Source organism: Nocardiopsis sp. TRM 82005 (assembly GCF_056312425.1).
In genome coordinates this window covers 322,467-344,700 of sequence record NZ_JBWDTQ010000005.1, presented here as the reverse complement: position 1 = coordinate 344,700, position 22,234 = coordinate 322,467, and the positions used below count along the sequence as shown (strand labels likewise).

The window sequence follows — 22,234 nt, the reverse complement described above, 5'->3', positions numbered from 1 at the left end:
GAAGAATGCGGTTATCGCGCAAGCGCCTGCGTGTGTTCCTGGCCGTTCTGATAGTGCTCGCCGTGCTGGCGGCGGGTGTGTTCGCCGTGCCGCGTGTCATGGAGTGGCTCTGGCCGGTGGACCACGCGGTAGCTGAAACGGCCGCGGGAGACCTGGAGATCCCCGGAACGGTCTCCGAGTTCGGATGGGAGTGGAGGCCGCCACACGAGCAGACGATCAGGGACGTGCGTCCTGCCGTCTCGGGTGCGGTCGCCGTCGTCAGTGACGGTGTCGTGGGTATCAACGGGAAGACGGGAGAGGAATCGTGGTACTACCGGCGTTCGGATTCGTGGGTGCGCTCCCATGCCGTGACGCCGGATGGCCGGAGCGTCGCGGTCACCTTCTCCTCGGAGAGCACCGAGGGGGGTGAGGGCTTTGAGACGACCATTGTCCTCGACGCGGCGGACGGTTCGCTCAGGCACGAGTACGAGGTGCCCGTCCTCGAGGAGGAAGCCCGTTCGGGTGAGCGTCTGAGGTTCCGATACGTCACGGACGACTCCTATGTCGTTCCCCATACGGGCACCGACGGACGCCTCGTGGCTGATGCCTTCTCACTGGCGGATGCCGAGGAGGAATGGTCCTACGAAGGGGAGCAGAGAGTCGACTCGGTGGGTCCGGTCTTCGTGGCGGAGGGCGTTGTCGTCGCCACGGGGGTGGCCGTCGATGTGGCGGGCCGTGGTGAGGAGCGCTCCCTCGTGATGGTCGGTTTGGATGCGTCGACGGGTGGGCTTCTCTGGGAGACGGTCAGACCGTTCGATGCTTCCCAGGAGGAGACTCCGGATATGCGGTACGAACCGGGCTGGGGCGCGATCGCGGTGAACCTCCTCGAACCGGGCGGCGATTTCGTCAACTGGATGGTCGACCCGTTGACGGGTGAGTCCTTGGCGGAGACCTCGGAGTACCCGGACTGGATCACCGGTGACGGATACGTCACGCGGGATACGGATTCGGGGACGGGTCTGGTCCGCTACTCGCACATGGGATTCGACGGCGCGGAGAAGTCGGAAGCCACTGTGCCGGAGCGGCCGGGGGAGGCGGAGATCGCCCCCGGGATCGCGACTTCAGACGGGCTCTTCCGGCTGGACTACCTGGAGGAGGAAAGTCTGCTCAGGGGGCCGGTCACGCTGGAGGCCCTGGCGTGGGGAGGGGAAGGACCGGAACACTCGATTCCGTTGGGTTTCGACACGCACGAACGTGTGCCGGCCAGCTTCATGGCCACGATGGACACGGCGCGCACACCAGAGATGGTTCTGGTTTCCGGAGCGCTGGTCGTCATCGACCAACAGTCGGGATCAACGCACATGGTCGGGTTGACCTGAGGCCTCGTCCGAGCTCCGCCGGAGATGCGCTATGACCGCGGCCGTAGCCGAGCGGAGATACCGGGGGCGCCGAGGCGGCGCTCGGCTCCCTGGCGCTCCGGGAAAGGGCTGCTGCGGCGCTGGTGGACTCGTGGCCGCCAGACGGCCCGAGGGCCGTCCCGGTCAGTCGGAGCGCTTCTCCCCGCGTGCCTTCTCCAAGGCGGCCGCGCGGCGGCGACGGCGCGCCTCGCGCAGCGAGACGCCCACGATGCGGGTGGCAGCGGCGGCCGCGATCACCGCCAGCGGGATGGCGATCATCGTGGCGGGCTGCCGGATGGACCGGAAGCGGGCCCCGTCGCGGTCGAGCACCAGGAAGCCCGCCGGCCGGACCCGGACCAAGCCCGTGCCCCCGGCCCCGTCCCCGCTGGCCCTCGGGAACATGCGGCCGGTGCCCCCGCCCATCGTGGTCAGCGCGGTGACCCGGGCGACGGGCATGACCGTGGTGCCGTCGGAGACCACGGGGTCGCCGAACACCGACGTGGACCGCGCCGACGCACCGGTGTTCTCGATCAGCCTGGTCAGCGCGGATATGGCGGTACTGCCGTTGTGGTCGCGGCGGTTGAGGGCCTCGCGCGTGCGGCGGGTGGCGTCGGTGCCTGGCATGGTGGATCCCTCCGGGGACGGACACGGGATCCCACGCTATAGCGCGGACGCCGCGCGGCGGAGCCAGAAGGCGCTCCCGGCGCGTTCCGGGACGCTGGGTGAGGGCCTGTACGTACCGGGCGATACGGTGTCCGCCCCGGTCCTCTGAGAAAGGAACCCCCTGTGTCCCCTGCCTCCCACCCGACGAAGAGCGCGGCTGCCCTGGCCACGGGCCTGGCCCTCCTGCTGACCGCCTGCGGCGGTGGGGAGCCCGGGCAGACCGCGGACGCTCCGGACACCGCGGCCGCCGACGCCGAGGGCCCGCCCGAGGAGACTCGCCAGGAGAGCGTCGAGCTGCGCGATCCGATGGAGATGGCGCCCGACGACCTGTGCCAGGTGCTCTCCGAGGAGACGCTCACGGAGCTGGTCGGCCCGCGTGAGGACCGGGCGGGCAGTCAGGAGACCGAAAGCGGCCTTCCCGACCCGGAGGACGTGGAGAGGCTCGGCGGTCTCTCCATGACCTGCACCACCGTGGCCACGAGCATCGACCCGCCGGGCAGCCACAGTCTCACCTACCGGTTGGAGATCAGGGAGGGGCTCTACAAGGACGAGGTCTCGGCGCCGGCGGAGGAGGACGCCGACCCCTCGATCGGGATCGGCGACTACGCGGTCGTGGAGATCGATCCGGAGGGCACCGACGTCGCCCTCGATGTGGTCGAGGGGCAGCTCGGTGTGAGCGTCGACTACTCGGCGACGGAGGTCGTCGACTACGAGGGCGTCTCCTACGTCGAGGAGGACGAGATGGTCGCACGCGCCATCAGGGCGGCGGAGGAGATCCTCGCCGCCACCGGTGTGTAGCGGTTCCGGGCGTCAGAACAGCGGTGGTCCGGCGGACTCCGGGGGCCGCGGGTCCACCAGGACGGCACGGTCCTCGGGGGCGACCGCCGCGAGGACCTCCCGGCCGCCGCGAGGTGGAGCACCCCGTCGCTCTGCTGGGCGCGCGGCCGCGGTGTACGGGCCCGGGCGTCACGGCGCCCGGCGGACGGGGCTCCGGATCAGTCGGTGATCACGTTGAGCAGGGAGAGCTCCGTGTCGTAGACCGCGATGTCACCCGTTCCCGTACGCAGGCCCGCCACCCGTGAACCGTCCCTGGACAGGGCCATGGGGAACACGCGCGGCAGGTCCTGCCCCAGGGCCACCTCGGTCGCCGAGGTGTACTCCCACGCCACCATGTCGCCGGTATCGGTGACGGGATCCAGCCGGGCCGCGAACACCCGTCCGCTCGCCGCGCTGTAGGCGACGTCCACCAGGACGCCCTCGTCAGCGCCGGGAACGTACTCGCGCAGGACCTCCTCGGTCTCCGGGTCCACGATGAGTACGCCGCCGGAGCGGATGAGCAGCACACCCGAACCGCCCGGGACGAGGTCGAAGGCGTCCGCGCCCACACCCGCGCGATCCCGGACCAGGCCCGTCGGCGAGGGGCCCTCGGTGCTCCACACGGCGATCCCGCCGTCCTCCTCGCCACCCGCCACCACACTGCCGTCGAGCGAGTACCTGATCGAGCCCAGCGTGGCGGAACCGGGCAACCGATCCCTCAGCTCCCAGGTCTCGGTGTCGTGCAGGTGCAGGAGCCGACCGTCGGGGTCGCTCTGCACGCCCACCGCGAGTGAGGAGCCGTCCGGGCTGAATGCGACGGCCTGCACGGCCAGGCCCTCACCGACGGTCCGGCTCCCGCCGGTCGTCAGGTCGATGACGACGGCGCCGTGCAGGGTGCCGTAGGCGACCAGGCACCCGTCGGGGCTGAACACCGCCGGGCTCGGCGGCGCCGCGGGGGACTCCTGGTCGATACGGGCGAGGGCGCGTGATCCCCGCCAGTCCCACAGGGTCACCGTGTCGGCTCGGGAGACGGCCAGGACGGACCCGTCCGGGGAGAAGGTCAACCCGAGGGGGACGTCGTCGTCGAAGGTGACCTGCGGGTCGCTCGGCGGCGCGAAGTGGTCGGAGACGGCCCACTCGGACACGGAGCAGCCGCCGGTGCCGGTGTCCGTCGTTCCGACCGGGTCCTGGGGCGTGGCGGTGAAGGCGTACAGGCTCCCACCCGCGATGAGGGCCACCACGCCGACGAGCGCGGCCGTACGCAGCAGGGAGCGGCGCCCCTTCCGGAGCAGGGCTCCGGCCGAGGACGCGCCGGTACCGCTCGGCACGCCGCCGGAGCCGGGGTGGGCAAGGAGCCGGAAGTGCCCGAGACCGACGGGACCGCCAGGGCTGAGAGGGCGCATGGGTCCTCTGAGGTGGTTCAGGGGGTGGTCGAGGACGGCCCGCCGGGGTTCGGGCCTGTGCGTGTGCCCGGAGGTATGTCAGCAGTCACCGTAACCCGTGGACGCCCTGCGTGGGGCACGGTTCTTGACGGTTCGAAAAGGTTGTGTGCCCGTATGTATGGGTTTGGTGCTGTAGGTCGGAAGATTTACTCCGCCCGGTGCCGGTCCTCCACGCGCTCCCCGCGCTGAACGGGGTCCGCGGCGCGGCGGAGCCGTCTCCCGGACGGTTCGGGGACGGGAAGGGGCCAGGGGCGGTGGAGGGGCGGAGCGGAGAGCCTCGGGAAGCGGAGAGGGCGGGAGTGGGGCCGGGCGTCGCTCGGCCGCCGCCGGCGGAGGAGGACCGCTTCGCCGGGAGGGTCTCAGGCGGCGACCGTGTGGCTGATGACGGCGCCGTGCCCGTGTACCGGCTCCGGCCCCCGCGCGAAGGGGTTGAGGAGCTCGGCCGCGCCGACGGGGTCGCTCGCGGGGTGGGAGATGGGCCCACCGTGGAACAGGTCGTTCCAGAAGAAGCGGCCGTCGCGACACCAGACGTTGACGTCGCGCTGGACCGAGACGACGGCCAGCTCGGAGGTGCCCGACCAGTAGAACTGGCGTGGGGTCAGGGAGGCGAGTTCGCCCAGCAGTGCCGTGATCGCGCGCTCCGCGCAGAAGGCGTGGCGGGGCTTGTGCTTGATTCGTCTGGCGAGGGCCGACTTCGCCCAGGAGGCCCGGGGATTGTTCAGGCGCCAGTGACTCAAGGTCGTCTCCATTGGGTCTAGGTTGCCGCGGTGGTGACCATGCCGCATATGCGGCATGTCGCCGCGGTTCGAGGTGCACCGCCCGTCATGTGACCTTGACGGATTCCCTCCACAAAGTTGGTGAGGCCCGAACGTTGTCGTTACCTCGCAGTTATTCTTTGCGCTCCGGATGCTAGCAGTAACTGACCCCAGGTAGTCGAGGCTTCTAGGGGTGACCAATGTCACATTTAACAAAACCATATCATCTGCGTTTTGATAAGAACCAGCAGGTCAGGGCATATATTTCGAACACTGGTCTGGCTTCTGTCCGCGAGATGAAGGGTGTCCGATTGCACCCTGGATGTTGTGGGTCTCACCCGTTTCGGCGACTCTTGGCTCGCATGGCATGACTTTCTGTGACTCCGCGCAGGTTGCGCGCCCTTGACTCGGCCGAACACGGGCTTTGACAGCCCCGTACCCCGTGGCGCGGAAGGTGTCCCGGCGACTTTTGCCCACGCGTCCACCCCGGTGTATGAGGCGGTCCGTCGGTTGGAGGACACTGGAAAGGTCGTACGAAACGGAGAGAAGTCGCCCAGTGGCACAGACCGAAACATCCGGTGACAGGACTACTGCACGCGGGGGTACCGATCCCGCCGAGCCCGCGGGCGGTACCCGCGCCTGGCTCGTATGGGCCGTCGCCGTGGGCGGGTACTTCCTGGCGATGCTGCACCGCAACGGCCTCGGTGTGGCCGCCCTGGAGGCTCAGGCGCGCTTCGACGTCGGCCCGGCGCTGCTGTCCCTGCTGCCGATGCTGCAACTCCTGGTGTACGTGCTCCTCCAGGTGCCCGCCGGCCTGCTCGCCGACCGGCTCGGGCCGCGCTACACGCTCGTGATGGGCATGGTGGCGATGACGGTCGGGTCGTGCCTGTTCGCACTGGCCCCCGGTATCGAGGTGGCGGTGACCGGACGGTTCCTCATCGGTGTCGGTGACGCCCTGGTGTTCCTCAACGTCATCCGGCTGGCCGCCCTGTGGTTCCCGCGTGCGCGCTACGCCCTCATCAGCGGGCTCACCGGCGTGGTCGGCGGCACCGGTCAGGTGGCCAGCGCCGCGCCACTGGCGTGGGCCCTGGACGGGATCGGCTGGGTGGCCGCTTTCCTGGTCACCACGGCGCTGACCGCGCTGATGGCACTGCTGATGCTGGTGGTCGTGCGCGACCGGCCCGCGGGGGTGGGCGGGAGGTCCACGGTCGCCGAGCCGATCCCGGTGTGGGCCGCGCTCAAGGAGGCGCTGCGTACACGCGGTCCACTGATCGGCATGGCCCACCACGCGGCCGTCATGGCGCCTTTCACGATGATGATGGTGCTGTGGGGCTATCCGTTCCTCGTGGGCGGCCTGGGGCTGTCCGAGGGCACGGCCGCCCTCACCCTCACGGCCCTGGCCGCTGGCGGGCTGTGGCTGGCTCCGGTCGCGGGCATCGTGATCGGCCGCAACCCCGGCGTGCGCCGAGGACTTGCCCTCACACTGGGGACAGTGCTGAGCCTGGGCTGGCTGCTGTTGGTGATCTGGCCCGGCGGAGCCCCCGTGGCCCTGGGCCTGACGGTGATGGCGGCCAGCGCGATGGGGCAGACCCTGGCGCCGACGATCTCCTTCGACTTCGCGCGCGACGGCATCCCCGCGAGCCGGACCGGGGTCGCCTCCGGTCTGGTGAACATGAGCGGCTTCACGACCGCCGTGGTGTGCACCGTGGCGGCGGGCGTGGTCCTGCAAGCGCTGCCGGACGAGCCGGAGTCGTACCAGGTGGCGTTCGTGCCGATGTGCGTGACCACGGCGTGCGCGACCGCGGTGCTGTACTACTTCATCCTGCGACGCCCGCGCGTGTAGCGGAGGCGGTGCCGAATCCTCGGCGCCTCCTTGTGCCGTCCCGGCCGGCGTGGGAGTTTCTCCCTATGAGGTGGAGCGCGGAGCAGGCGAGGGAGAGGTTCTCGGGAAGCCGCGTCGCCAGGCTGGCCACGGTGGACGGGGAGGGGCGGCCCCACCTGGTGCCCGTGGTGTTCGCGGCCTACGGCGACACGGTCGCGATCCCCGTGGACCGCAAACCGAAGACCACGTACAGGCTCAAGCGGATACGCAACATCGAGGGCAACCCCCGTGTGTCGCTGCTCACCGACGAGTACAGCGACGACTGGGACCGGCTGTGGTGGGTCCGGGCGGACGGTGAGGCGCTGGTCCAGCACTCGGGTCCGGCCTGGAGCGAGGCCCGGGAGAGGCTCGCCGAACGGTATCCCCAGTACCGCGATGAGCCGCCCGACGAGGCGATCGTCCTGGTCGAGGTCCACCACTGGTCGGGATGGTCGTCCCAGGCGGAGGCCGACCGTCCGGGCCGGTGACCCGGGCCGGTGACCCGGGACGTGCGGCCGGCGGTCCGAGCGGTCGGCCCGAGTGGTCAGCGAGCGGTCAGCCCGCGCGCCAGGTGGCGTCCTGGAGTGCGCCGCCGGCCTGAGGGCCCATCAGCGACAGGCCGCCGTCCACGAACAGCGAGGCCCCGGTGACGTAGGACGCCTCCGGTCTGGCGAGGAAGGCCACGGCCCCGGCCACCTCGTAGGCATGTCCCGGCCGGGACAGCGGATACCCGGCGCGCGAGTCCAGTGCGGGCTCCTCCTCGTGCTGGCCGGTCATGGGGGTGGCGATCTCGCCCGGTGCCACAGCGTTCACTGTGATGCCGTACAGCCCCAACTCCAGGGCCAGGACGCGGGTGAGGAGCTTGGCCCCGCCCTTGGCGACGCAGTAGGCGCCGGCGTTCACCCTCGGATACTCCTCGTGGACGCTGGTGATGTTGACGATGCGGCCGCCGCGGCCGGCGTCGCGCATGTGCGTCGCCGCGATCTTCGAGCAGAGGAAGGACCCGTCCAGGTCCACGGACAGGACCTCGCGCCAGCGTTCGTAGTCCGTCTCCAGCAGCGGTTCCTCGGAGCCGGTGCCCGCGTTGTTGACCAGGACGCCCACGCCTCCGAGATCCTCGATCAGCTCGGTGATGGCCTCCGAGCCCCGCACGGGGTCGGTGAGGTCGTGTTGGCGGATCGACACCCGGCGGCCGAGCTCACGGATCTCGGTCTCGGTCCGGCTGATGCCCTCCTCGTCCAGTTCGAAGGTCACGCCGACGTCGAAACCCTCCTGGGCGAGGCGGATCGCGGTCGCCCGGCCGATCCCGCTGTCCGCACCGGTCACCAGCGCCACACGGTCGTAGTCGTCGAACTCGCGCGCCCCCTCGACGCGGTCGTCGTCGGGTCGTGCCATGCCTGTGCCCCCTTCCGTGCGCCGTCCGGCGGCGCATGCGCTCGGGTGTGCGGCTACCCAGCGCGACCTTCCGTACACGTGGGACGATCGGCGGGCCGGGGCCGTGGAGCGCCCCTCCCGGCGCCCCCGGAAAACCGGTTGCCCGGTGCGGCGACAACTGTAGGGTCGGCCCGGTGACGCGCCTGGTCGGCCGACACCGGGGGCTCGTCGGCGCGCCGCCCGACACGGGGACGCGCGGGGAGGGGCCGGACCGGCTGGTCGCCCGGCAACGTGACTACTTCGCGGCACGCGGGGAGCCGGTGGAGTGGAAGGCGTACGGGCATGACCTGCCCGGGGCCTGCCCGAGCGGCTCCGCGCCGCGGGGTTCGCGCCGGAGGAGCGCGAGACCGTCATGGTCGGCCGGACCGACACGGCCGCCTCCGCCTCCGTGCCGCCCGCCGGGACCGTCCTGAGCCGGGTGGACGAGGACGCCGACCTGCGCCGGACCGCCGACATGCAGTCGCGTGTGCGGGGCGGTGACACGGGCTGGCTGCGTGACGACCTGGTCGCCCGCATCGCCGCCGGCCCCGAGGACACCGTCGTCATGGTCGCCGAGGCCGACGGCGGGGTGGTCTCAGCCGCGTGGCTGGTGCCCCGGAAGGGGACGGAGTTCGCGGGGTTGTGGGATGGCTCGGCACTGCCCGGCCGGCGGGGGAGGGGCCGGGCTGGGGAGCGGTCACGGCCGGTCCCGCCGGATCGTGAACCCGCCGGAACCGTCGGGGACGACCGTGCGGATCTCGTCGAACCCGTCAGCCCGGCCTGGACGGCGCAGGAGCCGCCACGTGGCGTGGACCCCCACGTCGGGAACCCGGAGCCGTCCCCGCCTCGCCGCGTTGCGCTCCAGGGAGAGCGCCAGGTCCGGAGGGAACCAGTAGCCGACGACCCGTGCGCCGTGTTCCCGGGCGGCGTCGATGAGCGGCCGCCACTCCTCGGGAGAGGGGTTGGTGTTGTCGACGGCCACGCTGAGCCCCGCTTCCAGTGCCTCGTGCACCATGTGCAGCTGTCGTCGCTGGGGCCTCCGGGCGTTGCGGAAGTTGTCCTTGCTGACGTGTAGGTGGGTGGCCGCGAGGTGAGCGCGGTAGAAGGTGGTCTTGCCCGACGCTTGTAGCCCCACGAAGAGCGCCATCTCCGGACGTTCCATATCCCCATTGTCGGGCCCCGGCGCGCTGGAGGCCGCCCGCGCGCGCTGGAGGCCGCACACGAAACGGGCGGGGCGGCCCGGAGGCCGTCCCGCCCGTCGCGGGTCCGGTGTCCTAGAAGGCGGACTCGGGGACCTCCATCAGGTCCAGGGTCACGCCCTCGGCGACGCGGCGCTCGGCGGCGATGCGCGGCAGGAACTGCTCGGCGAAGAAGCGCGCGGCGGCGATCTTGCCGGTGTAGAAGTCCTTGTCCTCGTCGCTGGCGCCGTCGGTGCTGTTCAGGGCGACCTCGGCCTGGCGCAGCAGCAGCCAGGACAGGACGACGTCACCGAAGGCCATGAGCAGGCGGGTGGAGTTCAGGCCCACCTTGTACAGCTCGCGCTTGTCCTCGGCGGAGCCCATCGCGTGGCCGACCATCAGCTCGACGATCTTCTCCACGTTCTCGGTCGCCTCGAGGAGCAGGGCGCGCTCCTCCTTGAGCTGGCCGTTGCCCGCGTCGCTCTGCGCGAAGTCCTTGATCTCACCGGCGAGCTTGCCCAGGGACGCGCCACCGTTCTTCACGATCTTGCGGAAGAAGAAGTCCTGGGCCTGGATGGCCGTGGTGCCCTCGTAGAGGGTGTCGATCTTGGCGTCGCGGATGTACTGCTCGATCGGGTACTCCTGCAAGAACCCGGAGCCGCCCAGGGTCTGGAGGGACTCGGAGAGCAGCGCGTAGGAGCGCTCGGAGCCCACGCCCTTGACGATCGGCAGGAGGAGGTCGTTCATCGCCTCCAGCTCCGTGACGTCCTGGCCCGCCTCGTGCGCGATCTGGATCGCGTCCTGCTGGGTGGCGGTGTACAGGACCAGGGCGCGCATGGCCTCCACGTAGGACTTCTGCGTCATGAGGCTGCGGCGCACGTCCGGGTGGTGGGTGACGGTGACCTTGGGGGAGTTCTTCTCTCCGGCCAGGTCGTTGCCCTGCACGCGCTCCTTGGCGTACTCCAGCGCGTTGAGGTAGCCGGTGGACAGGGTGGCGATCGCCTTCGTCCCGACCATCATGCGCGCGTACTCGATGATGAGGAACATCTGGCGGATGCCGTCGTGCTTGTCGCCCACGAGGTAGCCGATGGCGGGGTGCTTGTCGCCGAAGGTCAGCTCGCAGGTGGTGGAGGCCTTGAGGCCCATCTTGTGCTCGACGTTGGTCACGTAGGCACCGTTGCGCTCACCGAGCGAGCCGTCCTCGTTGACCAGGTACTTCGGCACCAGGTAGAGCGAGAGGCCCTTGGTGCCGGGGCCCGCGCCCTCGGGGCGCGCGAGCACCAGGTGGAAGATGTTCTCGCTCATGTCGTGCTCGGCCGAGGTGATGAAGCGCTTCACACCCTCGATGTGCCAGGTGCCGTCACCCTGGTCGACGGCCTTGGTGCGGCCCGCGCCGACGTCCGAGCCCGCGTCCGGCTCGGTCAGGACCATGGTGGCGCCCCAGCCGCGCTCGATGGCGAGCTTGGCGAACTCCTTCTGCTTCTCGTTGCCCTCGGAGTAGAGGATGCTCGCGAAGCCGGGGCCTGCCGAGTACATGTGGACGGCGGGGTTGGAGCCGAGGACCAGTTCCGCGGCGGACCAGACCAGGGAGCGGGGGGCGCCGAGGCCGCCGAGCTCCTGGGGGAGGTCGAGGTTGTACCAGCCGGCGTCCATGTAGGCCTTGTAGGACTTCTTCAGGCTCTCGGGGATCGCGACGGTGTTCGTCTTCGGGTCGAAGACCGGGGGGTTGCGGTCCGCGTCCTCGAAGGACTCGGCGACCACACCTGTGGTGAGGCGGTTGACCTCGTCCAGGATCGTGCGGGCGGTCTCCTCGTCGAGTTCCTCGAAGGGGGCCTGGCCCAGTACGTCCTGGCGTTTGAAGACCTCGAAGAGGTTGAACTCGATGTCGCGCAGGTTGCTCTTGTAATGCGTCATGGACAGCTCCGCTGTGTCCCGGCCGCGGTGTCTGTACACGCGGATCTACCGACTAGTAACAAACCAATGTTACTACCGAGTAGCCACGTGCGCCAGTGGGGGGAGGGAGTTGTAGCCCATGGGATACAAAAGGGGGCGGAGTTCACGTAGCCGGAAGAGGAGCCGTATACGGGAGCAGGCTATGGAAGCGCTCCCAGAGAGCGTGGCGGAGGCGGTGCGGAGCGTGCGGGTGGCGCGCGTCCCAGGGGTAGAGCTGACAGCGGCGCCCGGCCCCAGGGGGCGGAGCGCCGCTGCGGGCTCTACGGGTGCCTGGCCGGGGTTTCCGGGAGGCCCTTCCCTGTGGTGGAGCGCTCAGTACGTCTTCCGGGAACCGCGGACGGGTCCTGGCCACCCACACCGGAAGTCCAACCGCTAGGCACTGTTTTGTGAACGGATGAGGTCACGGAGCCAGATCCGGATCGAAGCCACCAACACAGTCCCGTCGAAGATCACGGCCCGCTTGTCATAGCGGGTCGCGACCGCCCGGTTCTGCTTGAGCAGGTTGATACACCGCTCCACGGTGTTTCGACGGCGGTGCTCACGCTGGTCCTTGGGTTGGGTGATGGTCGCTTTGATCTTGCGGCGGCGCAGGTGGCCCCGGTTGGCCCGGCTGGAGTAGGCCTTGTCGCCCAGCACCCGGTCCGGACGGGTCCGGGGCCTGCCCACACGGCGGGGCAGCCGCAACGCGGCCATCAACGGCTCGAACATCAGACTGTCCCCGCGCTCGCCCGGGCTGGAGAGCATGACCAGGGGCCGTTGGCGGGAGTCGGCGAGCAGGTGGAGCTTGGTGGTCGGCCCGCCCCGGAAGCGGCCCAGGGCCTCGTCCCCGTCCGGTTCCTCCCATTCTATTTCCCCTTTTTCGCCGCTCCGGCGGCGTGCTGATGGGACCGCACGGTAGTGGAGTCGATCCCTACGATCAGCTCCTCGCCGGTAGCGGCGTCGATGCGAAGCCGGTCGGCGATCCGCTGCCAGGTGCCGTCGATGCACCAGCGTCGGTGACGGCCCGCGACGGCCTCCCAGGGGCCGCAGCGCTCAGGCAGGTCCCGCCAGGGAATGCCGGCGGGGGCACGGAGCAGGATGCCGTTGACGAGGCGGCGGTGGTCGGCCCACTTCTTGCCCTTGCGCGGGTTCGGGGGCATGAGCAGGGCGAGCAAGGGTCGGTCGCCCTATGGCGAGCCCGGCAGTGGCCGCGTCCGGGCGCGGTCAAGATATGTCTTATATGCTCAATTTTTCCTTATTTGATCTCTTCTTGGTTTGCTGCAAAGAGTCGGCATCCTCGGAAGCAGAGGACACAGAGTGACTCCAGAACCATCCCCCTCACCCTCATCCCCCGCGTCGTCTTCGGATGGCGAGGCGAACTCGCCCGCGATCCGGACCGGGCCAGAACGATCCACGGTGGTCCTCGTCCTGGTCTCGGTGGCGTTCTCCGCCGCCCTGTTCGTGGAATACCGCTCCGAGGAGCCCGCTCTCATCGACGCTCTCGGGCCGTCGGCCGTGGGCGGCCTGCTGTTGTACTGGGCGCTCGCCGCTCTGCGCAGGCGCAGGCGGGCGAAAAAGGGCCAGGACACGGCGGCGGCCCGGCCCAAGGGCTGGCTGGCGCGTGTGATGGACGAGGAGGCCGCAGCCGAGCGGAAGAGGAAGCAGGAGGCGCGGGAGCGCGCACGGACGCGGATCCACACGCCCACGGAGGCCGAGACATTCGTGGCGAAGTGGCTGCGGAGCCAGGGTTTCCGGGGTGCCCGGGCCACGCCTCCGTCGGGTGACGCGGGGATCGATGTTACCGCCTCGGGTATCTCCGTGCAGGTCAAACGTTACGACTCCAAAGGCGTTGGGCGCCCTGAGGTGCAGCAGCTGGTCGGCGCGGCCCGGGTCGGTGACGTGGCCGTGTTCTTCACCTCCTCGCGTTACACGGACGCCGCCGTCGAGTACGCCGACCAACGCGGTGTCGCCCTGTTCGCGTTCGACTTCACGGGGGGTTACCCGGTGCGCGTGGTGAACAGAACCGCGGAGCGGCTGCTCCGCGACCGCGGTCGCGGGCACGAGTAGGACCGGTCCGGTCGTCCCGGTCGGCCCGGTCCTACCCGCTGACCCGGGCGGATGGACTCCCGTGTAGCGCTTCAGCGCCGCGATGGCGTGATCGCGCGCGGCCGCACTTCGGCCTCTGGGGTCCGGGGGCGTCGTGGTCACGGGAGTGGTCCAGCGCCCCGCTCCACGCGGTGGCGAGGCGTCCCCGCCACCCGACCCGTCCTCGGCAAGGACGGCAAGACGGCGGTGGTCACCCTGGTGGACCGCCAGACCCGGTTCCACGCGATCCTGGCGCAGCACCAGCCGTATCCGACCGCGATCGCGGAGAAGCCAAACAACCGGCAGCGGGCGTGCCTGGGGTTTTTCATACCGCGGGAGAAGAGCGGCAGGCGCTGTTGGACGCTCAGGGCCACGACTAGGCGCTGTTTTTTGAACGGGTGAGGTCTCGAAGCCAGATCCGGATCGAGGCGACCTGCACGGTCCCGTCGAAGATCGCGGCCCGCTTGTCGTAGCGGGTCGCGACCGCCCGGTTCTGCTTGAGCAGGTTGATACACCGCTCCACGGTGTTGCGGTCGCGGTAGGCGACCTGGTCGAAGGCCGGGGGCCTGCCGCCCGCCGACCCCTTGCGCCGGCGGTGCTCACGCTGGTCCTTGGGTTGGGCGATGGTCGCTTTGATCTTGCGGCGGCGCAGGTGGGCCCGGTTGGCGCGGCTGGAGTAGGCCTTGTCGCCCAGCACCCGGTCCGGGCGGGTGCGCGGCCGGCCCGTACTGCGCGGCAGCCGGAGAGCGCCCATCAAGGGCTCGAACATGGGGCTGTCCCCGCGCTGGCCCGGGGTGGTGGCCAGCACCAACGGGCGCCGATGCTGGTCTGAGAGCAGGTGGATCTTGGTGGTCAGCCCGCCCCGGGAGCGCCCCAGTGCTTCGGCCCCGTCCGGTTCGTCCCGGACCCGGTCCCCTTTTTCGCCGCCCCGGCGGCGTGCTGATGGGCCCGCACCGTGGTCGAGTCCACGCTCGCGATGAGCTCTTCGCCGGTGGCGGCGTCGATCCGCAGCCGGTCGGCGATATCGGTGAGTTCATGGCGTCCGGGCACGTTCACCCACCCTGCCAGAGCAGACCCTGCTCCGCTCTCACTTCCAAAAAACAGTGCCTAGGGGCGCGATTCCAGGTCCTCCACCCAGCCAGACTCCAGGTAGGTGACGTAGGACGTCAGAACCGGTGGCTCCAGCCCGAAGGCGGACAGGGGCTCGCCCACCGGTTCCTCACTGGTCTGCTGCTCCTCCCGGTACAGCAGCGCGCCCGTGCCCTCGTCGAAGAGCACGCGGTACCGCAGCGCCGGGTTCATACCGTCCGACTCCACCGACGCCTCGAACAGCAGCCCGCTCCGGCCCTCGCGGTCGTCGGCCCGGCCGACGTAACGCAACTCCGGCACTTCGGCCAGCGCGCGCAGTACCGCCGCACGTTCCTGCGCACCCAGCGGCAGCCGATCGTGGTAGAATCCGAACCCCGTCATGAACACCCGCAGATCGTCCGGATCGTGGTTCCCGCCGGGCCCCCCGTTCAGCGGGGCCATGGCGAACGCCTCGGCCACCTCGTCCGGATCGGTCGGCAGCGCTCCGGGCCGCATCTGCCCGCCCAGGGAGCCCGCTGGGTAGGCCCGGTCCTCCGGGCCGCTGTCCAGGATCTCCAGGTGCTCCTCGTAGTCGCCGCGCAGGTCCTTCGGCGCCTCAGGACGGTAGACCTCCCGGTAGGAGCCGTCCGGTGCGTACCAAGCTTCCGCCTCCGCGGGGACGAAGCCGGAACTTCGGTCCCCGCTGCTCGTGCCGTTCACCATCAGCAGGTCCATCCGCGACGTGCGGATGTGGGCGATGCCGCCTGATCCGGCGGCCGGGACCTCGGCTGTCCCGGCGGTCCCGGCTAGCGCGAGCAGTGCCTCTGTGCCGTCGACGGGGTCGACGGGCTCCACGAGCAGCGGCGGGGGTTCTTCCGCGTACGCCCGGGCAGGAGCGAAGGGGCCGATCCCCTCTTCCGCGCCCAGGACGAGGATTCCGCTCAGCACGGCGGTCGCGGTCGCCATAGCGGCCGCGGCCATCCACCCCCGTCGTGGCGCGCGGGTCCGGCGGGCACGCTCGCCGCGCTCTTCGAAGGCCCCGCCCAGCTTCATCGCCGCCGCGTCCACGGCACGCGACACCTGCTCGTCGCCCACCACGGCACCCGCGCGCGGGTCGTGCGCTCCGACCAGTCTCCTCAACTCGCGGACGTCGTTCATCGCGTTTCCTCCACACTGGTACCGGTAACGGGGACGCTGGTCGCGGTGGCGCGGACGGAACCGGCCGTACGGGTGCGTAGAGCCTCGGCTCCGTCCCCGCACATGTGCGCCTCGATGCGTCTTCGGGCCCGGTACAGGCGCACCCGGGCCGCCGCGTGTGTGCATCCGACGACCCGTGCCGCTTCCCGTGAGCTCAGGCCCTCCCAGGTCACGAGCATCACCAACTCCCGTTCGGCCGGGTTGAGCGCGGTCAGGGCGCTCAGGGCACTCTCCCGGCGCACCACCGTGTCGGCGGTGTCCGACCCGGGTGGCGCCGATCGCTCGTCGTCGAGTGGGCCGAACGCCTCGCCGCGGTCGCGCCTCTGCCGCAGTTTGGCCATGACGATCCTGCGGGCACAGCCGTACAGCCACGGCAGGGGGCGGTTCGCGGGGAGTTCGTGGAAGCGCCGCCAGGCGACGAGCAGCGCCTCCGAGGCGACGTCGTCGGCCAGCGACGGGCCGACGCGCCGCCAGGCGTAGTCGTGCACGGCCCGGTAGTGGCGGGTGAAGAAGCTCCGGAACTCCGTTTCCCCGGGCGGACCGTCGCGATCGCCGGGTACGTGGTCAGTGCTCATGCGGGGTGGTCCTCCGTATCGTTCCCCCTACATGTCGCCTCGGCCCCCGAGTGTTACGCGGCGATCCGGGCGGAGCCCACCGGGCCCCCTCGTGGTCCGGCCGCCACCGGGCCAGGCGCTCCCGGCACGCTCATATCCTCGGACGAGGAACGGCCACCGACCTGGAGAGCGACGACACGATGCTGGACATGCTGCCCGGACTCATCCGGATCTACGAGGAGTGGGCGGAGCGGTACCCCGACGTGCAGCCGCTGACGGTCCAGTTCCCGGCGGGCGAGGATTCGGGAGAGGGCCTCGACGGGGTGCTCGCCTACCCCCTCGAAGGCCACTGGCTGCTGGTGACCTTCGGCCTGACCGAACTCGGCGAGAAGACCAGCAAGGAGCCCCGGGTCTCCGGCGCGGGCTTCGAGTTCACCTGCCGGATCCCGCGCGAGGACGGGGACGAGACCGTCCCCGCCTGGATCCTGCGCGTCCTCCACGCCCTGGCCGACCGCTTCCTCTCGGGCAGTGACCTGGACGTCGGCCACTGGATCGTCACCCCGTCCCCGCTCGGCGGCGATCCCGCCAACGGCGACATGACCTCCCTCGTCATCGTCCCCGACGTCGAGGTCCGGGCCATGGACACCCCCAACGGGATCGTCCTCTTCTTCCAGCTCGTCGGCCTGACGGCCGGGGAGGGCTCCGACGTCCAGGAGGCGGAGACCGCCGCCCCGCTCGTCGCCGTCCTGCGCGACCGTGACCCGAAGCTGCTCACCGACCCCGGCAGGGAGCCCGTTCGCCTGTGACCGCGCACCGACGCGGACGGGCCGCCGCCCACGAGGGGTGACGGCCCGCGGCGGTGCGGCTACTCCTCCCGCGTACGCCCGATCGCGGTGCCGATCTCGCCCACGCGGTCGGCGAGCAGGCCCACGGCGCCGATGGCCCGGGCCATCGGGTCGTCGTCGGCGCCGCCCAGCGCACGGCCCCGGCGGAAGGCCTCCTTGACCTCCGTCCACCGGGCCTCCTGCTCGGGGGTCATCACCCCGCGCAGCTCCGCGAGTTTGAGCAGGTTCGCCTCCGCGCCCGACGTCAGGGTCTGCGCCTCGCCCAGGTAGTGGTCGTCGATCGCGGCCTCCACCTCGGCGTCGTTCATGACCGGTACGACCTTTTCCGCCAGCCGGTTCATGTTCCGGTACGAGCCCTGGAGCTGGAACGGCGGCTCGGTGCGCGCGTCCTCCGACTGCGCCGCCGAGGCGATGTAGGCCTGGTTGTTGGCCAGCACCACCTCCTGCACCCGCAGCAGCTTGCGCAGCACCGAAACGATCCGGTCCACCTCAGCCGCCGAGTACGGGTGGCTGAGCTGGTCCGTGCCCACCGAGTCATCCCCCTGGGCCATCCGCACGAACCGGTACACGTCGTCCCGGTCCCGGGCGGACAGCGGTGCCAGGGTCGGGTTCGAGGTGAGCGCGTTCTCGATGTAGCTCAGGGAGAACAGCTCCTCCTTGCCCGACAGCACGTCGCCGAGGTTGTACACGTCGGCGCGGTTGGCCAGCATGTCCGGGATCCGGAACCGCTTCCCCCGCTCGGTGTAGGGGTTGCCGGCCATGCACACCGCGAACCGTTTGCCCCGCAGGTCGTAGGTCCGGGTCCGCCCGTTCCACACGCCCTCCATGCGGCGCTGCCCGTCGCACAGCGAGATGAACTTCTGTAGCAGCTCGGGGTTAGTGTGCTGGATGTCGTCCAGGTACAGCATCGTGTTGCTGCCCATCTCCAGCGCGAAGGAGATCTTCTCGACCTCCTGGCGGGAGGTGGCGTCCGGTGCCTCGTCCGGATCCAGCGAGGTCACCGCGTGCCCCAGAGCGGGCCCGTTGATCTTCACGAAGACCAGTCCCAGACGGCTGGCCACGTACTCCATGAGCGTGGTCTTGCCGTATCCGGGAGGGGAGATGAGCAGCAGCAGGCCGCTCTGGTCGGTGCGTTTGCCGTCTCCGGCCGCGCCCAGCTGTTTGGCCAGATTGTCGCCGATCAGCGGTAGGTACGACTCGTCCAGCAGCTTGTTGCGGACGAACCCGCTCATCACCTTCGGCCGGTACTCCTCCAGCCGCAGGCGCTCGCGCTCGGCCGCCACCAGCTCGTTCCTGCGCCGCTGGAAGTCCCGGTAGGCGGGTACCTCCTCCAACCGGAACCGTCGGGTACGCGGCAGGAACTCGTCCAGCCGCACCTCCAGGGACCGTTCGCGCACGCGCGGGTGCGAGCCCAGCAGCCCGCCCACACTCTCGTGCACGGCCGCCGACGACTCGTACCGGTCCACGGCGGCCAGCTCGATCGCGGCGGCCTCGGGCAGGTCGCCCGGGTCCACGTCCTCCAGAGTGGTCGCGAACGCGTCCAGCCAGGCCGTCACCAGCTGGTGGCGTGCCGCCAGATCGCCGTCGAGTTCGCGCAGGTCCTCCTCGAAGGCCTTGCGCGTGGTCTCCCGCGCACTGCCCAGCGCCCGGTGGAACCGGTCCAGCAGCAGGCGGGCGCCCGCACCGGACACGAACCCCCGCTCACCGGGTACGTCTGAGGAGATCTCCTCGAACAGGTACTCACCCACCAGGTCCAGGTCGGCGTCCTGGTGCAGTCCGGTGTCGGTCAGGAAACCGTCCACGCCGGCCGCCAGCTCCGCGCGCAGGCCGTCCACCGCCGCCGACCTTCGCACCCCGAACACCTCACGGGCCCGGGCCAGCGAACCCGCCCGGGTACGCCACGCCGAACGCCGCTCCTCGGCGGCGCCGAACGCCCAGAACAGCTGCGCCGCCGCACGCGTCCCGCCCGGATACCGCAGCAGGCCGGCACCGGTGCGCAGCCGCAGCAGCGCGGACAGGATCCGGGCGGCGTCGTGGTCGTGCACGCCCCGCTCGTACCCCTCGTCGTACCGGGACTCGGCCGCACCGCGTACGGCCGCCAGCAGCGACGACCCGTTCTCGTCGTGCACCTCGGCCTCGCGCAGCCGCTCCAGCGACAGCCCGTCCGAACCCTCCTCGGCCGAGGCCAGGATCGACGCGGCCAGGTACTCGGCCCGGTACACCTCCGGGCTCTCCGACACCAGCACCCGGTCCCACATGTGCCGGGTGCGCCCGAACTCCTCATCGGTGACCGGGGACCGGAAGTCGGTGCCGGTGATCGCCACCGACATCTCCCCGCCATGAGGGGTGAGCGTCAGGTCGATCGGCTGGGTGTTCACCGCGAACCGGTGCCTGCCCAGCCGGATCGTCTCGCCGCCCGCGCCGCCCTCGAACAGGTCGGCGCGGTCCCGCAGGGCCCGCCCGGCCTCCTGCCGGGCGGCCATGATCTGCCCGTCCAGCTCCTCGGCGCGTACGGTGTCGCCGAGCTCGCGCATCTCCTCGACGGTGCGGCGCAGCCGCGCCACCATCGCGTCCGACGCGAAGTAGGTGTTGACGTCCTCCAGCGTGCCCAGCGTCGCGACCCGCCGGTACACGCCCTCCAGCACGCGGGCCGCCGACGTGGCCAGGCGGTCGGTACGTCGCGCCCGCTCGTCCACCAGGGTCTGCTTGCGGGTGGAGAACGCCTCGTACACGTCCTCGCGCTTGTCCGCCAGCTCCCCGAGGAAGTCGTCGAACTCGGCGAACCGCGACTCCAGGTTCTCCAGCTGGAGCATGACGCGCCCCAGCTGTTCGTCGCACCGGTCCGGAGTGTCGGCGGCGGCCAGCGCTCCCGTGATCGCCTGCCCCAGCAGCGCGAACTCGGCCGCGAACTCCGCCCGCCCCTCCAGGGCCAGCAGCTCCTTGCGCCGCGTCTCCAGCGTGGCGCGCGCACGGTTGATCCCGGCGAGCACCTCGCTGACCCGCTCCAGGATGCGCGTGCGCACCTGGGCGTCGCCGATGTCCAGCGAACCGACGACCTCGGTGACCACTTGCAGGCCCTCGGTCTGCTCGGCGATGTGCTCGCCGACGGCCGTCGCCGCGCTGACCGCCTCGATGCCCTCGGCGTCCGCGATCAGCCGGTCCACCTCGTCGTGGTACCCGGCGAAGGCCTCGCCCTGCTCCAGGAAGGCCACCGTGCGGCGGCCGGTCGCGGCGATCTCCTCTGAGAGCTTGCCGTCCAGCTCGTCCAGGCGGCCGGTGTCCACGTAGCGCATCTCGCGCAGCGTGGCCGCCTGCCCCTGGGCGCGGCGCAGCTCGGTCAGCCGCGACACCCAGCCCTCCGCCGACCGCGGGGTCTGCCCGCGGGCCGTCCGGATGAGCGAGACCGTCCTCTCCTCGGCCTCGGCCAGGGTCTCGGCGGCCTGCCTGGTCAGGGACTGGACGGTCTCGAACTCCTCCAGGACCCGCGCGGCTGTGGCCCGCACCTCCGACAGGGGCGCCGCCAGGTCGCCCAGTCTCTCCTCGCCCAGCCAGTGGAACTGGTCGGACACCCGACGACAGGCGGCGATGAGGGCCTCGAACACCTCGGTGGAGGGCCGCATGTCCTGGACCATCCGTGTCACCGAGAGGCACTCGGATACGCCCCGGACCAGTTCGGCGTTGCCGATCCGCTCCAGCGGGCCGGTCCCCACCGGCTGCGCCGCCGCGTACACGTCCGACACGTACGGGGTCTGCCACACCTGCATCGGGTGCACCCGGGTCGGCTCGCCCGAGCCGTCCCGGAACACCGTCATGGTGCCGTCGTCGAACAGCGAGTACCCGTGGCAGACGATCGGGGTGGCGACCTCCTTGCGGATGGTGTTGTACGGCAGCAGCAGGCTGCGGCCGTCCGCGCGGGAGTGGAAGACGTACAGCACGTCCTCGCCGTTGGGCGAGCGCACCAGGCGCTCGAACTCCAGGTCGGTGACGTCGGTGTCGAACGTCCGCGCCACCCCGGTGGCCAGGTAGTAGCCGCCGGGGAAGATCAGCCCCTGGTCGTCGGGCAGGCGCTGGCAGGACTGGCCGATGCCGTCGAGGCGCTCGACCTCCTTGGTGCGCGTGTTGAAGACCAGGTGCCGCCACTCGGTCTCGTTGTAGGGCCGCACGCGCAGCAGGACGAGCGCGCCCACCCGCGCGTAGTGCATCGACGCGTCGGCCAGGCTCTGCAACGGCTCGTTCACGGGCTCGCTGTAGATGCCCGCGCCGACCTCGGTGTTGTTCTCGACCTTGATGGTGAGGTCGCCGCCGACCGTCTCCACGAACAGTTCGTCGAGGATCGAGATGTGCGGATGACGGCCGGTCACGTGGTCCTCGCGGGTGGTCTCCACCCACGTGAAGTCGTGCGACGGCGGGAACACGTGGTCGCGTTCCCCCCGGGCGTCGAGGTAGGCGATCTCGCCGGCGGGCGAGACCGACCACCGCAGCACCCGCACGTCCTCGGTTCTCGGGCCGGTCTGGAACACGGCCAGCAGCTGCTCCTCGACCCGGCGCAGCTGGAGCAGGTGCGCGTCGCGGTAGTAGCGGTAGAGCTGGCCGAAATCCTGCTGGAACCGCTCGTCGGAGAGCAGCCCGGGGACGGCGTCCCCGGGGGCGTCGGCGAAGGAGAAGCCGTCACCGTCGCATTCGTACCGGTGCAGCGAGAACACGTCGGAGACGTGTGTCTCGCGCTGCATACCGATGAAGACGTTGTAGCCGAAAAGGATCACGGCGCCGTCGGCTCCGGATCCGACGGAACGTCCCACGCTCGCGATGTCCCGGGGCACACAGTTGTGCTCGGTACGGATGCGCTCGGTGCCGAGCAGGGTCAGCTCGGTGCCGCCGAACACCTCCAGCCGGCGCGCGTTCAGTTCCTCGGTCCGCCGGGCCAGCTCGCCGGTCTGCTCGCGCAGCCGGGCGCGGAGCACCTCGTAGGTGCCCGCGTCCAGCGACCGCGCGTCATCGGCGTCCGGCCCGGTGCCTTCGGTCTCCTGGGACAGGGCCTCGGTCACGGAG

The 22,234-nt window shown here is 70.7% G+C and carries 17 protein-coding genes and 1 pseudogene; 6 read left to right on the top strand and 12 right to left on the bottom strand.

All coding sequences use genetic code 11. The features are described from left to right. The first annotated feature begins 5 nt into the window (after window positions 1-5). Window positions 6-1,358, top strand: coding sequence for an outer membrane protein assembly factor BamB family protein (locus AC0T5L_RS04050; RefSeq protein WP_476163971.1), 1,353 nt, complete (start codon window positions 6-8; stop codon window positions 1,356-1,358). Between the two features lie 162 nt (window positions 1,359-1,520). Here AC0T5L_RS04050 and AC0T5L_RS04045 read toward each other — a convergent pair whose 3' ends face one another. Next, a complete protein-coding gene (locus tag AC0T5L_RS04045) occupies window positions 1,521-2,000 on the bottom strand; it encodes a GerW family sporulation protein (RefSeq protein WP_476163970.1) in 480 nt (159 codons plus the stop codon). A gap of 162 nt (window positions 2,001-2,162) precedes the next feature. Between AC0T5L_RS04045 and AC0T5L_RS04040 the strand changes: the two genes are divergently transcribed. Then, entirely contained in the window at window positions 2,163-2,837 is a 675-nt protein-coding gene (locus tag AC0T5L_RS04040; protein ID WP_476163969.1) for a hypothetical protein, read from the top strand. A gap of 197 nt (window positions 2,838-3,034) precedes the next feature. Here AC0T5L_RS04040 and AC0T5L_RS04035 read toward each other — a convergent pair whose 3' ends face one another. Together AC0T5L_RS04035 and AC0T5L_RS04030 are read right to left on the bottom strand one after the other, a co-directional pair. Next, entirely contained in the window at window positions 3,035-4,258 is a 1,224-nt protein-coding gene (locus AC0T5L_RS04035) for a WD40 repeat domain-containing protein (RefSeq protein WP_476163968.1), read from the bottom strand. A gap of 398 nt (window positions 4,259-4,656) precedes the next feature. Further along, on the bottom strand, window positions 4,657-5,034 hold the full coding sequence (locus tag AC0T5L_RS04030; protein WP_476163967.1) for a hypothetical protein: 378 nt from the start codon (window positions 5,032-5,034) through the stop codon (window positions 4,657-4,659). Window positions 5,035-5,608: 574 nt separating this feature from the next. On the opposite strand from AC0T5L_RS04030, the gene AC0T5L_RS04025 reads away from it, so the two are divergent. After that, on the top strand, window positions 5,609-6,895 hold the full coding sequence (locus tag AC0T5L_RS04025; protein WP_476163966.1) for an MFS transporter: 1,287 nt from the start codon (window positions 5,609-5,611) through the stop codon (window positions 6,893-6,895). A gap of 65 nt (window positions 6,896-6,960) precedes the next feature. After that, window positions 6,961-7,401 carry a TIGR03668 family PPOX class F420-dependent oxidoreductase gene (locus AC0T5L_RS04020; protein ID WP_476163965.1) on the top strand — a complete coding sequence of 147 codons (441 nt, stop codon included), beginning with the start codon at window positions 6,961-6,963 and terminating at the stop codon, window positions 7,399-7,401. A gap of 67 nt (window positions 7,402-7,468) precedes the next feature. Here AC0T5L_RS04020 and AC0T5L_RS04015 read toward each other — a convergent pair whose 3' ends face one another. From AC0T5L_RS04015 to AC0T5L_RS03995, 5 genes are all read right to left on the bottom strand, one after another. Continuing rightward, complete coding sequence (locus AC0T5L_RS04015) at window positions 7,469-8,308, bottom strand: SDR family oxidoreductase (RefSeq protein WP_476163964.1); 840 nt, start codon at window positions 8,306-8,308, stop codon at window positions 7,469-7,471. 715 nt (window positions 8,309-9,023) lie between these two features. Beyond that, window positions 9,024-9,488, bottom strand: a complete 465-nt coding sequence (locus AC0T5L_RS04010; RefSeq protein WP_476163963.1) for an AAA family ATPase — start codon at window positions 9,486-9,488, stop codon at window positions 9,024-9,026. A 112-nt stretch (window positions 9,489-9,600) separates the two neighbouring features. Next, the gene (locus tag AC0T5L_RS04005) at window positions 9,601-11,418 is read right to left on the bottom strand and encodes an acyl-CoA dehydrogenase (protein ID WP_476163962.1); all 1,818 of its coding nucleotides are present in this window, start codon (window positions 11,416-11,418) and stop codon (window positions 9,601-9,603) included. Between the two features lie 411 nt (window positions 11,419-11,829). Then, window positions 11,830-12,306, bottom strand: coding sequence for an IS5 family transposase (locus AC0T5L_RS04000; RefSeq protein WP_476164097.1), 477 nt, complete (start codon window positions 12,304-12,306; stop codon window positions 11,830-11,832). Continuing rightward, window positions 12,303-12,611 carry a transposase gene (locus AC0T5L_RS03995; RefSeq protein WP_476163961.1) on the bottom strand — a complete coding sequence of 103 codons (309 nt, stop codon included), beginning with the start codon at window positions 12,609-12,611 and terminating at the stop codon, window positions 12,303-12,305. The genes AC0T5L_RS04000 and AC0T5L_RS03995 overlap by 4 nt, the downstream gene beginning before the upstream one ends. Before the next feature lie 241 nt (window positions 12,612-12,852). Here AC0T5L_RS03995 and AC0T5L_RS03990 point away from each other — a divergent pair, with 241 nt between their 5' ends. Beyond that, window positions 12,853-13,503: a restriction endonuclease gene (locus tag AC0T5L_RS03990; protein WP_476163960.1), complete on the top strand. Its 651-nt coding sequence runs from the start codon at window positions 12,853-12,855 to the stop codon at window positions 13,501-13,503. Between the two features lie 394 nt (window positions 13,504-13,897). On the opposite strand, the pseudogene AC0T5L_RS03985 reads toward AC0T5L_RS03990, so the two are convergent. The 3 genes and pseudogenes from AC0T5L_RS03985 to AC0T5L_RS03975 form a co-directional block, all read right to left on the bottom strand. Next, window positions 13,898-14,499: pseudogene (locus tag AC0T5L_RS03985) on the bottom strand (IS5 family transposase); the annotation flags it as partial. Between the two features lie 129 nt (window positions 14,500-14,628). Beyond that, window positions 14,629-15,747: a CU044_5270 family protein gene (locus AC0T5L_RS03980; RefSeq protein ID WP_476163959.1), complete on the bottom strand. Its 1,119-nt coding sequence runs from the start codon at window positions 15,745-15,747 to the stop codon at window positions 14,629-14,631. Next, window positions 15,744-16,361, bottom strand: a complete 618-nt coding sequence (locus AC0T5L_RS03975) for an RNA polymerase sigma factor (RefSeq protein ID WP_476163958.1) — start codon at window positions 16,359-16,361, stop codon at window positions 15,744-15,746. The genes AC0T5L_RS03980 and AC0T5L_RS03975 overlap by 4 nt, the downstream gene beginning before the upstream one ends. Window positions 16,362-16,540: 179 nt before the next feature. Between AC0T5L_RS03975 and AC0T5L_RS03970 the strand changes: the two genes are divergently transcribed. Next, the gene (locus AC0T5L_RS03970) at window positions 16,541-17,146 is read left to right on the top strand and encodes a suppressor of fused domain protein (RefSeq protein WP_476163957.1); all 606 of its coding nucleotides are present in this window, start codon (window positions 16,541-16,543) and stop codon (window positions 17,144-17,146) included. A gap of 59 nt (window positions 17,147-17,205) precedes the next feature. Here AC0T5L_RS03970 and AC0T5L_RS03965 read toward each other — a convergent pair whose 3' ends face one another. Further along, the gene (locus tag AC0T5L_RS03965; protein ID WP_476163956.1) at window positions 17,206-22,230 is read right to left on the bottom strand and encodes a DNA repair ATPase; all 5,025 of its coding nucleotides are present in this window, start codon (window positions 22,228-22,230) and stop codon (window positions 17,206-17,208) included. Between the last annotated feature and the right edge of the window lie 4 nt (window positions 22,231-22,234).

Coding starts and splice junctions, on each gene's coding strand:
- AC0T5L_RS03980 (WP_476163959.1), bottom strand. CDS start 15,747: ATGAACGACGTCCGCGAGTTGAGGAGACTGGTCGGAGCGCACGACCCG.
- AC0T5L_RS04035 (WP_476163968.1), bottom strand. CDS start 4,258: ATGCGCCCTCTCAGCCCTGGCGGTCCCGTCGGTCTCGGGCACTTCCGG.
- AC0T5L_RS03970 (WP_476163957.1), top strand. CDS start 16,541: ATGCTGGACATGCTGCCCGGACTCATCCGGATCTACGAGGAGTGGGCG.
- AC0T5L_RS04045 (WP_476163970.1), bottom strand. CDS start 2,000: ATGCCAGGCACCGACGCCACCCGCCGCACGCGCGAGGCCCTCAACCGC.
- AC0T5L_RS04010 (WP_476163963.1), bottom strand. CDS start 9,488: ATGGAACGTCCGGAGATGGCGCTCTTCGTGGGGCTACAAGCGTCGGGC.
- AC0T5L_RS04005 (WP_476163962.1), bottom strand. CDS start 11,418: ATGACGCATTACAAGAGCAACCTGCGCGACATCGAGTTCAACCTCTTC.
- AC0T5L_RS04020 (WP_476163965.1), top strand. CDS start 6,961: ATGAGGTGGAGCGCGGAGCAGGCGAGGGAGAGGTTCTCGGGAAGCCGC.
- AC0T5L_RS04050 (WP_476163971.1), top strand. CDS start 6: ATGCGGTTATCGCGCAAGCGCCTGCGTGTGTTCCTGGCCGTTCTGATA.
- AC0T5L_RS03975 (WP_476163958.1), bottom strand. CDS start 16,361: ATGAGCACTGACCACGTACCCGGCGATCGCGACGGTCCGCCCGGGGAA.
- AC0T5L_RS04015 (WP_476163964.1), bottom strand. CDS start 8,308: ATGGCACGACCCGACGACGACCGCGTCGAGGGGGCGCGCGAGTTCGAC.